Genomic DNA, 12,381 nt, shown 5'->3' on the forward strand with positions numbered 1-12,381 from the left:
GAAGCGCCCCCTACAGTCAACGCTGAAGGGGCGCGGGGAACTGCGCGACGAGCCACCGACCCCCGCAGCCGCCCGCACACCCGAAGCCCCGCTCCCTGGGCGCTACGGCTGAAGCAATCGCGGCGACAGAGCCCCACACGGCACCAGCTCCACCTCGGCGCCCGCTTCCCGCAGATCCGCCAGCACCAGCTCGTCGTACATCAACAACCCCGACTGCTCCGGCCACACGACCGCCCACAGCCACATCCCGAGCGCCTCACCGGCGAACACCGCACGATCCTCCGGCGCACCGGACACATGCCACAGCGGCGTCGGACGCCCGGCGGCGAGAACCTTCGCCTGAGCCGGCTTCCCGACGTCCATGTACGGCCCCGGATCCGGACCGTCCATGCCCGCGTACCGCGCGCCGAGTCCGACGCCGAGCTCCTCCGCCACCAGGATCAGCTCACCCATCCCGCCGAGCGGCCCGGGTCCCGTGCAGGCCACGGCCGTGGCGCGGCCACCCGTGCGGTCGTCCCCCGCGCAGGCCACGCCCGTGAACAGCCAGCCGACGGGCAGCGGCCAGGGCATCCACACCGGCACCCGGGTGCGGTGCACCACGACGTTGAGGGCGTCGACGCTGGGCGGTATCACGGGCTGCACCGGGTGGACGGTGCCGTGCACATCACACTGCCACGAGTCGGAGAAGAGGCCGGGAGCCCTGACCCGGCCACCGCACTTCGGGCAACTGGGTTCGCCCCTCATAGGGCCCCACGGTCCTACCCCCGCCCCGTCGCGTCAAGGACGATCACCCAACCGGACGGAACCCTTCACCCCCACACCAGGTGTAGCTTGCATTAATTAGCCTATCTAACTTAGTGTGTGTATATACCAACTACTTTCGTTCGGGAAAGGGAGCAAGCAATGGACCCCTTCGACGCCGGAGCGGGCGGCCTCCTGAAGCAGCCCAAGTCCGTGTGGGCGACCGCCGGGGCGTCGGTCGTCGCCTTCATGGGCATCGGACTCGTCGACCCGATCCTGCCGTCCATCGCCCAGGGTCTGCACGCCACGGCCAGCCAGGTCTCCCTGCTCTTCACCTCGTACTTCCTGATCACCGCCGTCGCGATGCTGGTGACGGGCTTCGTCTCCAGCCGGATCGGCGGCCGCAGGACACTGCTGCTCGGCCTCGCGTTCGTCGTCGTGTTCGCCGGGCTCGCGGGCACCTCCGGATCCGTCGGCGAACTGGTCGGCTTCCGGGCCGGCTGGGGCCTCGGCAACGCGCTGTTCGTCTCGACGGCCCTCGCGGTCATCGTCGGCGCGGCGGCCGGTGGAAGCGCGGCGGCGATCCTGCTGTACGAGTCGGCCCTCGGCCTCGGCATGGCGTGCGGTCCGCTGCTGGGCGCCCTGCTCGGCGACGCCAGCTGGCGCTACCCGTTCTTCGGCACGGCGTTCCTGATGGCGGTCGGCTTCCTGTGCATCGCCGTGTTCCTGAAGGAGCAGCCGAAGCCGGCCCGCAGGACCTCGCTCCTGGACCCGGTCAAGGCGCTGGGCCACGGCGGCCTCGCCTCGGCGGCGGCCTCGGCGTTCTTCTACAACTACACGTTCTTCACCGTGCTGGCCTTCACCCCGTTCGTGCTGAACATGAGCCCGTACCGGTCGGGGGCGGTGTTCTTCGCCTGGGGCGTGCTGCTCGCCGTCTTCTCGGTGATCGTGGCGCCGCGGCTCCAGAAGCGGTTCGGCTCGCTGAAGGTGCTCGGCGGTTCGCTGGTGCTGCTCGCGGCCGACGTGCTCGTGCTCGGCTACGGCGACCACACGACGGCCGTGGTCTGCACGATCCTCTCCGGCGCCTTCATCGGTGTGAACAACACCGTCTACACCGAGCTGGCCCTCGGCGTCTCGGACGCGCCCCGGCCGGTGGCGAGCGCGGGCTACAACTTCGTGCGCTGGTTCGCGGCGGCGGCCGCCCCGTACTTCGCGCCGAAGATCGAGGAGTGGACCGACCTCCACATCCCGTTCGTGGTGGCGGCGGCCACCGCCGTCGTGGGCGCGCTCGTGGTCGTCGTACGGCGCAAGGCGCTCACCCACGAAGCGGAGGAGCCGGAGACGAAGCACGCGACCGAGGACGGGGTCACCGTCTTCGCCAACTGAGCTTTCATGGCCACAGGTTGGTGAGCTTCCTCACTCCAGCGGGACGGACTTCCGGGACGGATCCCGGAGGTCCGTCCCCTGGTTCAGCCACCTCTCCTGGAGCGCCTGGGCGCCGTGCACGCGCTTCCAGGCGGCCTCGTTGGGGGTCATCGGCAGCAGCGGCAGGAACCGCACCGGGTCGAGGGGCTCGTCGAGCTCCAGGTCCTCGACCAGACCGCCCGGCTCGGCGACCAGGACCGAGGTGAAGGGGGCGCCGGGCCACAGCGGTTCGCCGACGTCGAGCGACGCCCCAGGAGCCACGACCAGGCCCTCCACCTGCGGTGACGCGGCGAGCACGGCGAGCGGGCGGAGCGCCTTGTCGGTGTCGGCCAGCCCGGCACGCACGGAGAGGACCAGCTCGGCGCGCGGACCCTTGACCGGGTCGGCGACCACCGTCGTGGGGTCCGTCATGGGGTGCGCGGACATGCCGAGCGTGGCGTAGCGGACGATCTCCCCCTCCTGGAAGCGGAGCACCTCGATGCGGTCCGTGCCCAGGAAGGTGACCGCCGCGCGCCCGTCCGGTTCGCCCAGCGCGGTACGCAACCGGGCCTCGACCAGAGGAAGAACATTTGCCATGCGGCGAGCATAGAACTCGTCAGTAGCGGGCAAACAAGGGCCTTGACACGTCGGGCGGCTGATACTCTTGCCCGGTGGTTCGGGGCAGCACGCAGAAGCGTCGCGATCAAGCCCCGACGCCGAAGGAACTCCCTTACGAGGGACCGGCCGGAGGAGGTGGGACTGCAATGGACCGAAGTCGACCGTGCAGTAGCACCACGCTCTTCCCGCCGCTGACGTAGCTGTTCTGGCTCTGGCTGGTCGCCACCTCTCGCACTCGCTCCACGCGGAAGAGCGCTTCGTTTCGCTTTGCCTGATCTGCCTCAGTAGCTGAATCAGTAACGAGACTCGCCACCGCGACGGTGCGGTGCTCCCCGCTTTGTGGACGTGCCAAACATCATCAGTCCCAACGTCCTCATTCCGGGTAGTTCCACCTGTCGGGTCCGGCGCCTTTCGTTGCCTGTCGCGAAGGAGCCCGCCATGTCGATGATCCGCGACCTGCGCGCCGTCGTCCGTCCGTCCCGCGTGTCGCTGCGCAAGGAGGGCGGGACGTACGACGCCACCCGTAGCCCCGCGACGGCCTCCGCCGTCGTCGACTGCGCCATCTACCGGGACGGCCGCCGCATCCAGACCGAGAACCCGCTCACGCCGCACGAGGCGGTGCGCCTGGTGCGCCGCGACGGCGGCTTCGTGTGGATCGGCCTGCACGAGCCGACCGAAGCCGAATTCTCCGGCATCGCCAGTGAGTTCGGGCTGCACCCGCTGGCCGTGGAGGACGCCGTCCAGGCCCACCAGCGGCCCAAGCTGGAGCGCTACGACGACTCCCTCTTCACGGTCTTCAAGACCATCCACTACGTCGAGCACGACCAGCTCGACGCCAACAGCGAGGTCGTCGAGTCCGGTGAGGTCATGTGCTTCACCGGGCGGGACTTCTTCATCACCGTCCGGCACGGCGGGCAGGGATCCCTGCGGGCCCTCAGGCACCGCCTCCAGGACGACCCCGAGCTGCTGGCCAAGGGCCCCTCGGCCGTGCTGCACGCCATCGCCGACCACGTCGTCGACGGCTACATCGCGGTCGCCGACGCCGTGCAGGACGACATCGACGAGGTCGAGACCGAGGTGTTCTCACCGGGGCGCAAGGGATCCCCGCGCGGCTCGGACGCCGGCCGGATCTACCAACTCAAGCGCGAGGTGCTGGAGTTCAAGCGGGCCGTGTCGCCGCTGCTGCGGCCCATGCAGCTGCTGAGCGAGCGGCCGATGCGGCTCATCGACCCGGACATCCAGAAGTACTTCCGGGACGTCGCCGACCACCTGGCCCGGGTCCAGGAGCAGGTCCTCGGCTTCGACGAGCTGCTCAACTCCATCCTCCAGGCCAACCTCGCGCAGGCGTCCGTGGCGCAGAACGAGGACATGCGGAAGATCACCTCATGGGCCGCGATCATCGCCGTGCCGACGATGGTGTGCGGGGTGTACGGCATGAACTTCGACCACATGCCGGAGCTGCACTGGCGCTACGGCTACCCGGTGATCATGGGCATCACCGTGGTCATCTGCCTGGGCATCCACCGCACATTGAAGCGGAACGGGTGGCTGTGAACGGCGTGGATAGGCTGGGGGGCATGACAAGCGAGCTGCTCGGCCAGGCCCTCGTCGAGGAGGCCACGAAGAAGTCCGGCCTCGTCTGGGTCCAGGGCCCCGACGGCCCGGCGCGTGCGCTGTGGCACGTGTGGCACGAGGGTGCCGCGTGCCTGGTCGGCGACGGTCCCGGCGAGCAGCCGCTGCCGGGCCTGGCCGACGGGGCCGAGGCCCGGGTGACGGTCCGCAGCAAGGACAAGGGGGGCCGGCTGGTCTCCTGGACGGCCCGGGTCACCCAGCTCGCCCCGGGCTCCGAGGCGTGGGACGCGGCCGTCGCCGAGCTCAAGGGCAAGCGGCTGAACGCGCCCGACGGCGAGGCCATGACGGACCGCTGGGCCCGCGAGTGCCGGGTGCTGCGCCTGGAGCCGACCGGGGCGACGTCGCCGCTGCCCGACGACTCCCTGTCCGAGCCGCCGCTGCCGACTCCGGCGATCACCCGCCGGCCGATTCCGGCGGGCCTGCCCCGCCTGCTGCTGAGGAAGCGCAAACGCAGCTGACCGGCTACGACGTCGGCAGCTGCCTGCCGTAGTCCACCGTCTCGTTCTTCTCCGGCTCCCTCAGGGAGAAGTCCTGCCCCCAGGCGGAGAACGTGAGGGTACCCGCCCCACCGGCCCGCTCCAGGCGTAGCGGATACGGCTTGCCCTCCAGGGACACCTCCAGGGTGCCGCCGGAGCCCTTGCCGCCCGAGATGCGGATGGTGCGGATGCCCGCCTGCTCGTCGTGGCCGTCCGTCGCGAGCTTGCCGTGCAGGGTCAGCAGACCGTCGAGGAGGACACCCTTGTCCGTGAAACCGCTGAACTTCTGGTACGAAGGGTCGCCCTGGGGCACCTTCACGAACTTGCCGCCGAGCTTGGACGCCGCGGCGGCGTCCGCCTTGCCGCCCTCGCCCTGGCCCGCGCCATGACTCCAGAACTCCGCGTCGGCCTTGACGAAGAGCTGCTCGCCGACGCGCAGCAGCCGGAAGGTCGTCCCCTTGGTGGTGACCGACCCTTCGCCGCCGTCGTCCTTCAGTCGCATGTCGAGCGCGTACGTGCGCCCGCCGCTGACGACGCTGCCGTGCACCCGGACCGCCCCGGCGGACTCGGCCGCCGCACGGGTCTTGGCCTGGATCTTCTCGGCGGGCAGTCTGCCGACCCCGTTGGTGCCCTCGTTCGGGTCCTCCGCGCAGCCCGTGAGCACCGTTCCGGTCACGGCCAGTACGCACATCGCGCTCGCGAGTGCGGCACTGTGCTTGCGGCCCTGGCGAATCGGAGTCACAGGTGGGGCTGCCTCTCTGACGGGAGACCTGAACGGCGTACCGCAGGGTACCGGGGACGTGCGGGCAGGTCGGAGCCAGTCCGTCCGGACGGCCCGCCGACGCGCCCCCGATCAGGACGGGCTAGCCTGAAGCCCACCCGAGCGGGCAATTCGGAAAAGACAGGCACACAGACCGGCACACAGTCAGACACCACGGAACACCCCGCACGAAAAGGAGCCGCGGCCATGGCAGCGGGCGCCCCCCGGATCTTCGTATCGCACCTCTCCGGTGTCGCCGTCTTCGACCCCGCCGGCGACCAGGTGGGGCGTGTCCGCGATCTGGTCGTCATGCTGCGGGTGGCACAGCGACCGCCGAGGCTGCTCGGCCTCGTCGTCGAACTCGCCACCCGCCGCCGCATCTTCCTGCCGATGACCCGGGTCACCGCCATCCAGTCCGGACAGGTCATCACCACCGGCGTGCTCAACGTCCGGCGCTTCGAGCAGCGGCCCACCGAGCGGCTGGTCTTCGGGGAACTGCTGGACCGGCGCGTCGTCCTCACCGAGACCGGCGAGGAGGTCACCGTCCTCGATCTGTCGGTGCATCAGCTGCCGGCCCGCCGGGAGTGGGAGATCGACCGGGTCTTCGTCCGCAAGGGCAGGAAGGGCAGTGCCTTCCGGCGCGCCAAGGGCGAGGCGCTGACCGTCGAGTGGACCGCCGTCTCCGGCTTCTCCCTGGAGGAGCAGGGGCAGGGCGCCGAGAACCTGCTCGCCACGTTCGAGCAGCTGCGCCCCGCCGACCTGGCCAACGTCCTGCACCACCTCTCCCCCAAGCGCCGGGCCGAGGTCGCCGCCGCCCTCGACGACGACCGGCTGGCCGACGTGCTGGAGGAGCTCCCGGAGGACGACCAGATCGAGATCCTCGGCAAGCTGAAGGAGGAGCGCGCCGCCGACGTCCTGGAGGCCATGGACCCCGACGACGCGGCGGACCTGCTGGGCGAGCTGCCGACGGACGAGCAGGAGCGGCTGCTGAGCCTGATGCAGCCCGGCGACGCGGCCGACATGCGGCGCCTGATGTCGTACGAGGACCGCACGGCGGGCGGTCTGATGACCACCGAGCCGATCGTGCTGCGACCGGACGCCACCGTCGCCGACGCCCTCGCCCGCGTCCGCAACCCCGACCTCTCCCCCGCCCTGGCCGCCCAGGTCTACGTCTGCCGGCCACCGGACGAGACACCGACCGGCAAGTACCTCGGCACGGTCCACTTCCAGCGGCTGCTGCGCGAGCCACCGCCCTCCCTGGTCAGCTCGATCGTGGACAGCGACCTGCAACCGCTCGACCCCGACGCGGACCTGCCCGCCATCGCCGGGTTCTTCGCCACGTACGACATGGTCGCGGCGCCCGTGGTGGACGAGGCCGGCTCGCTGCTGGGCGCGGTGACCGTGGACGACGTACTCGACCACATGCTCCCGGAGGACTGGCGGGAGACGGAGTTCCACCTGGCCGAGGAGGAGGTGGCGACCGATGGTTCCTGAGCGCGAGACCCTGCGCGAGCGCACTCCGTCCGGTTCCACGGCCGCGGGCCGGCCGCGCACCGCCCGCCTCGACCAGCCGGGCGTGCCCAAGCGCCGGATCCTGCCCGAGTACGACCCGGAGGCCTTCGGGCGGTTGTCGGAACGCATCGCGCGCTTCCTCGGCACCGGACGGTTCCTGGTCTGGATGACGGCCGTCATCATCCTGTGGGTGGCCTGGAACAGCCTCGCCCCGCGCGACCTGCGCTTCGACGAGTACCCGTTCATCTTCCTGACCCTGATGCTGTCGCTCCAGGCCTCCTACGCCGCGCCGCTGATCCTGCTCGCGCAGAACCGGCAGGACGACCGCGACCGGGTCAACCTGGAGCAGGACCGCAAGCAGAACGAGCGGTCGATCGCGGACACCGAGTACCTGACCCGCGAGGTCGCCGCCCTGCGCATCGGCCTCGGCGAGGTCGCCACCCGCGACTGGATCCGCTCGGAACTCCAGGACGTGGTCAAGGAACTGGAGGAGCGGCACGACGGCCACCGTCACGACCCCGTCGTATTCCCGGCGGAACGGTCACGGGGACGTGACGCAGACGACCGCTGAGACGCTTTCCTACGCCCCGGTACGTCGCCGTACCATCGTCCTTATGGCTACGGAAGACGCGGTGCGCGAGGCACTGGCGACGGTGAACGACCCCGAGATCCACAAGCCCATCACCGAACTCGGGATGGTCAAATCCGTGGAGATCGGCGCGGACGGGGCGGTCGCGGTCACGGTGTACCTGACGGTCTCGGGCTGCCCGATGCGGGACACGATCACGCAGCGCGTGACCGAGGCGGTGTCCCGGGTCGAGGGCGTCACCCGCGTCGACGTCACGCTCGACGTGATGAGCGACGAACAGCGCCGCGAGCTGGCGTCCGCCCTGCGCGGCGGCCAGGCCGAGCGCGAGGTGCCCTTCGCCAAGCCGGGCAGCCTGACCCGCGTCTACGCGGTCGCCTCCGGCAAGGGCGGCGTGGGCAAGTCCTCGGTGACGGTGAACCTGGCGGCGGCGATGGCGGCCGACGGCCTCAAGGTCGGTGTCGTCGACGCCGACATCTACGGTCACAGCGTGCCGCGCATGCTGGGCGCCGACGGCCGTCCGACCCAGGTCGAGAACATGATCATGCCGCCGTCGGCGAACGGCGTGAAGGTCATCTCCATCGGCATGTTCACCCCGGGCAACGCCCCGGTCGTCTGGCGCGGCCCGATGCTCCACCGCGCCCTCCAGCAGTTCCTGGCGGACGTGTACTGGGGCGACCTGGACGTCCTCCTGCTGGACCTGCCGCCGGGCACCGGCGACATCGCGATCTCCGTCGCCCAGCTCGTCCCGAACGCCGAGATCCTGGTCGTCACGACCCCGCAGCAGGCCGCCGCCGAGGTCGCCGAGCGCGCCGGCTCCATCGCGGTCCAGACCCACCAGAAGATCGTCGGCGTGGTCGAGAACATGTCCGGCCTGCCCTGCCCGCACTGCGGCGAGATGGTCGACGTCTTCGGCACGGGCGGCGGCCAGGTCGTCGCCGACGGCCTGACCCGCACGACCGGCACGAACGTCCCGGTCCTCGGCAACATCCCCATCGACGTCCGCCTCCGCGAGGGCGGCGACGAGGGCAAGCCGGTGGTCCTGACGGACCCGGACTCCCCTGCGGGCTCGGCCCTGCGGGCGATCGCCGGAAAGCTGGGAGGACGCCAGCGGGGCCTGTCGGGCCTGTCCCTGGGGATCACTCCGCGGAACAAGTTCTAGACCCGCACCCGCACCCGCCCTCAAGCTGTACCCCTACGGCGAAGGGGCGCCGAACCGAACCCGGCGCCCCACAACTCACGCGTAGGCGGCGATGTCCTTGACCGCGGCGAAGCCGAGCCCGTACGCACTCATGCCCCTGCCGTACGCCCCGACGTGAACCCCGGCCGCGGTGGAACCGGCGAGCACCCACCCGAACTCGGACTCCCGGTAGTGGAACGCCGTCGGCACCCCGTCCACCGGAAGCGACAACGTCGACCAGTCGGCACCGTCCAGGTCGTCCGCCAGCACCCACGCCGTCTCCGTCTGCTGCTCCAGCCAGTCGTCCCGCAGGGAGTGGTCCATCTGCCCGGGCCAGGTGAAGGACAGCAGCCCCACACCCGCGAGCCACGCCGCCGAGGACACCGACGTCGCCTCCAGCAGCCCCGTGCCGTCCGCACTGCGCCGTGAGGGACTCGCCGCCACGGTCACCACGACCGCGAACTTCTCCTTGGCTTCCTGATCGCCCCCGGCGGCATGCTCGTTGCGCACCGTGGGCTCGTCGCCGTGGCCGATCGACCCGTGTTCCACGGCTCCGTCGGCCGTCGTACCGACCTGCATCAGCCAGCGCGGCCCCGTGAACGCCTCGTCGAGGCCGTACCACGGGAAGGGCGCGCGCAGGTAGCCGTCGACCGTGCGCCAAGCGGAGGGGGCCTGTTGTCCGCCCTCCGCGGCCGGCGCCTGTGCGACTGCCCGACTCGTCGTCTCCATATGCCCGGACGCCTCCTCGCTCTCGTCGGGCCGGAACGGCCCGCCCCCCTTCGGGCGGCGTTGCTGGTCCAGTACGGCCCGCCCATCAACTCGGCAGCATAGCCACACCGCCGCGAGCAGCAGGGAAACCGCCCGGCGCGTGGGCCGCACGGGCGCCTGGTTCAGGCCGTACGCAGCCCGACCGGAGTATGAAACGCGTCACGCGCGCCGGGGAGCGTGCGCCCCGGTGTGTCGCCTCAGGTGGCGTCCGCGTCGAAGGGCGGCCGGTCGTCCCGGTCAGGGATCTCGGGCTTCTTCGTCATGTCGATACGGCCGCCGGAGGAGCCTGCGGACGACGAGGAGGACGTGTCGGAGTCACGGCCGTGGACGGCGTCGGTGACCTCGGCCATCTCCTTCTTCAGGTCGAAGCCGTTGCGGATCTCCTTGAGCCCCAGGTCCTCGTTGTCCAGCTGCTTGCGGATGAACGTCTTGGGGTTGAGGTCCTCGAACTCGAAGTCCTTGAACTCCGGGCCCAGTTCCTCCCGGATGTCGTTCTTGGCGCTCTCCGAGAACTCACGGATCTTCCGGATCGTGCGCGTCACGTCCTGGATGACCTTCGGGAGCTTGTCCGGACCGAAGACGAGCACGGCGAGGACGATGAGCGTCACCAGCTCGAGCGGTCCTATGTCATTGAACACCTGAAGCTCCTTGCGATGTCCTCGGTCCTCGGCCCTCGGTGGTCATGCGGGTCTTGCCGTGGTCCGGGCCGGATCCACGGTACCCGGCGATCCTGTCCGACCGGTACCGTCCCGAGACCTCCGAGTGCGGGGAGTGGGAGCGCTTTCCCGAATGTTTGCCTTCTTCGTCCCTGTTCGTGCCGGACATCACGACTCAGCTTTCGCCGGAGGACCCGAGGACGAGCGACACCGTCCGCTCCTTGCCGGCGCGCTCCACGGTCAGCTCCAGCCGGTCGCCGGGACGGCGGGCACGGGTCTTGACGATCAGTTCCTCGCCGGAGTGGACGCGCTGCCCGTCGACCTCGGTGATGACGTCACCCGCCTTGATCCCGGCCTTGGCGCCCGGACCGCCCACGGTCACCGGCGGTCCGCCCTCACTGCCCTCGGCGGCGACGCGGGCGCCGTCGCCCGTGTAGTCCATGTCGAGGGTGATGCCGATCACCGGGTGGGTCGCCTTCCCGGTGTTGATCAGTTCCTCGGCGACGCGCTTGCCCTGGTTGATGGGTATGGCGAAGCCGAGGCCTATCGAGCCGGCCTGGCCGCCGTCCAGCTCGGAGCCGCTGTCCGCCGACCGGATGGCCGAGTTGATGCCGATGACCCGGGCCTTGGCGTCGAGCAGGGGCCCGCCGGAGTTGCCCGGGTTGATGGGGGCGTCGGTCTGGAGCGCGTCGACGTACGACACGTCGCTGCCGTCGCCCTTCTCGCCGCCCGCCGTGATGGGCCGCTGCTTGGCGCTGATGATGCCGGAGGTGACGGTGCCGGCCAGGTCGAAGGGCGCGCCGATGGCCACGACCGGGTCGCCGACCTGCACGTTGTCCGAGTTGCCGAGGGGCAGCGGGGTGAGTCCGCGCACGCCCTTCACCTTCACGACGGCGAGGTCGTAGCCGCTGTCCCGGCCGACGAGCTCGGCCTCGGCGGTCTCGCCGCCGTTGAAGGTCACCGTGATATCGCCGGCGGATCCGGCGGCCCGCACGACGTGGTTGTTGGTGAGGATGTGCCCCCGGGTGTCGAGCACGAAGCCGGTGCCCGTGCCCTGCTCGCCGGAGCCGCTCACATGCAGCGTGACCACGCTGGGCAGGGACCGCCCGGCGATCCCCGCCACACTGTCCGCGTCCCGCCCGGCGGGTTCCTTCCCGGCCTGTGGCAGCTCGACGGTCCCGATGCCGCCGTTCCGCTCCAGATATGTCCCTATGCCGCCGCCGATGCCCCCGGACACGAGCGCGAGCAGCACGGCACCACCGACCAGCGCCATCCGGCCCCGCCGGCGCCTCTGCTGCGTGCTGAGCACTCCGGCCCCGTTCTGCTGGAGAGGGCCGTGGCCGCCCGGGGGCACGGGGGCCGCCCAGGGGTCGTAGCGCTGCCAGGGGTCGGCGGCAGGTGCGGGGGCGCTGGGGGGCGGGAAGGGCGCGGTGGGCCCGGGGATGCCGGGAGAGACCGCCGGTGTCCCCTGCGGCGGCGGAACGGGCGTGCCGGGCACGGTCGGCCGGTCCGCCGTCATCACGCCGTGCGCCGGCGTCGCCGGATGCTGCACCGGCGGCGCGGGCGCCCAGGGGCCGGGTTCACCGTAGGGCGGTGTGCTGTACGGGTCGGGGTCGTGCAGGGGCTTGGGGGCGCCCTCGACCGGCCCGGCGGAGGTGGCGTCCCGGGCCTCCACGGCGCTGCCTGCTTCCACGGCGCTGCCGGTCTCCGCAGCACTCCCGGTCTCCGCCGTACTCCCGGCCTCCGCGGCGCTCCCCGCAGGCCCGCCCTGGGGCGGCACGGCGGGCGTGGCGGGAACGCCGTCCTCGGCATGCCCACCGGGCACCCCGGCGGGCGCACCGTCGGCCGGTACAGCCTCGGGGCGCCTCAACTCGAAGTCGCCACCGCCCGCGTCCTGCCGCACGGCAGGACGCGCCAGCTCGAAGTCACCGTCGGTGCCGGCCGAGTCCGCCGACGCCTGCCCCGTACTCTCCGGCTCCCCCGAAAGGCCCTGCGGCCGAGGACGGCTCCACCACTTGGCCTTCGTGGGCTTCCCCTCGTTCATGCTC

Annotated in this window: 12 protein-coding genes; 6 read left to right on the forward strand and 6 right to left on the reverse strand. The window is 71.1% G+C overall.

Annotated elements, in window-relative coordinates:
• Positions 1 to 102: 102 nt before the first annotated feature.
• A complete protein-coding gene (locus tag SCNRRL3882_RS13835; protein ID WP_029181732.1) occupies positions 103 to 744 on the reverse strand; it encodes a DUF6758 family protein in 642 nt (213 codons plus the stop codon).
• A 159-nt stretch (positions 745 to 903) separates the two neighbouring features.
• On the opposite strand from SCNRRL3882_RS13835, the gene SCNRRL3882_RS13840 reads away from it, so the two are divergent.
• Entirely contained in the window at positions 904 to 2,127 is a 1,224-nt protein-coding gene (locus SCNRRL3882_RS13840; protein ID WP_010047733.1) for an MFS transporter, read from the forward strand.
• Positions 2,128 to 2,157: 30 nt separating this feature from the next.
• On the opposite strand, the gene SCNRRL3882_RS13845 is transcribed toward SCNRRL3882_RS13840, so the two are convergent.
• Positions 2,158 to 2,742, reverse strand: coding sequence for a suppressor of fused domain protein (locus tag SCNRRL3882_RS13845; protein WP_010047736.1), 585 nt, complete (start codon positions 2,740 to 2,742; stop codon positions 2,158 to 2,160).
• 459 nt (positions 2,743 to 3,201) lie between these two features.
• Between SCNRRL3882_RS13845 and SCNRRL3882_RS13850 the strand changes: the two genes are divergently transcribed.
• Positions 3,202 to 4,317, forward strand: coding sequence for a magnesium and cobalt transport protein CorA (locus SCNRRL3882_RS13850; RefSeq protein ID WP_020270844.1), 1,116 nt, complete (start codon positions 3,202 to 3,204; stop codon positions 4,315 to 4,317).
• A gap of 23 nt (positions 4,318 to 4,340) precedes the next feature.
• A complete protein-coding gene (locus SCNRRL3882_RS13855) occupies positions 4,341 to 4,853 on the forward strand; it encodes a hypothetical protein (protein WP_010047739.1) in 513 nt (170 codons plus the stop codon).
• Positions 4,854 to 4,857: 4 nt separating this feature from the next.
• Here the strand turns inward: SCNRRL3882_RS13855 and SCNRRL3882_RS13860 are convergent, their stop codons facing one another.
• Positions 4,858 to 5,613, reverse strand: a complete 756-nt coding sequence (locus tag SCNRRL3882_RS13860; RefSeq protein WP_010047741.1) for a hypothetical protein — start codon at positions 5,611 to 5,613, stop codon at positions 4,858 to 4,860.
• Between the two features lie 225 nt (positions 5,614 to 5,838).
• Between SCNRRL3882_RS13860 and SCNRRL3882_RS13865 the strand changes: the two genes are divergently transcribed.
• From SCNRRL3882_RS13865 to SCNRRL3882_RS13875, 3 genes are read left to right on the forward strand one after another with little or no spacing between them, the layout of a single operon-like run.
• Entirely contained in the window at positions 5,839 to 7,125 is a 1,287-nt protein-coding gene (locus SCNRRL3882_RS13865) for a magnesium transporter MgtE N-terminal domain-containing protein (protein ID WP_010047743.1), read from the forward strand.
• Positions 7,115 to 7,714, forward strand: coding sequence for a DUF1003 domain-containing protein (locus SCNRRL3882_RS13870; RefSeq protein ID WP_010047744.1), 600 nt, complete (start codon positions 7,115 to 7,117; stop codon positions 7,712 to 7,714). The genes SCNRRL3882_RS13865 and SCNRRL3882_RS13870 overlap by 11 nt, the downstream gene beginning before the upstream one ends.
• Positions 7,715 to 7,757: 43 nt before the next feature.
• Entirely contained in the window at positions 7,758 to 8,891 is a 1,134-nt protein-coding gene (locus SCNRRL3882_RS13875; RefSeq protein ID WP_010047745.1) for an Mrp/NBP35 family ATP-binding protein, read from the forward strand.
• A gap of 75 nt (positions 8,892 to 8,966) precedes the next feature.
• Here the strand turns inward: SCNRRL3882_RS13875 and SCNRRL3882_RS13880 are convergent, their stop codons facing one another.
• From SCNRRL3882_RS13880 to SCNRRL3882_RS13890, 3 genes are all read right to left on the reverse strand, one after another.
• A complete protein-coding gene (locus SCNRRL3882_RS13880; RefSeq protein ID WP_010047746.1) occupies positions 8,967 to 9,638 on the reverse strand; it encodes a hypothetical protein in 672 nt (223 codons plus the stop codon).
• A gap of 236 nt (positions 9,639 to 9,874) precedes the next feature.
• Positions 9,875 to 10,315 carry a sec-independent translocase gene (locus SCNRRL3882_RS13885; RefSeq protein ID WP_010047747.1) on the reverse strand — a complete coding sequence of 147 codons (441 nt, stop codon included), beginning with the start codon at positions 10,313 to 10,315 and terminating at the stop codon, positions 9,875 to 9,877.
• A gap of 193 nt (positions 10,316 to 10,508) precedes the next feature.
• A complete protein-coding gene (locus tag SCNRRL3882_RS13890; RefSeq protein WP_010047749.1) occupies positions 10,509 to 12,377 on the reverse strand; it encodes a S1C family serine protease in 1,869 nt (622 codons plus the stop codon).
• Positions 12,378 to 12,381 lie beyond the last annotated feature (4 nt).

This window comes from Streptomyces chartreusis NRRL 3882 (assembly GCF_900236475.1).
GTDB classification, from domain to species: domain Bacteria; phylum Actinomycetota; class Actinomycetes; order Streptomycetales; family Streptomycetaceae; genus Streptomyces; species Streptomyces chartreusis_D.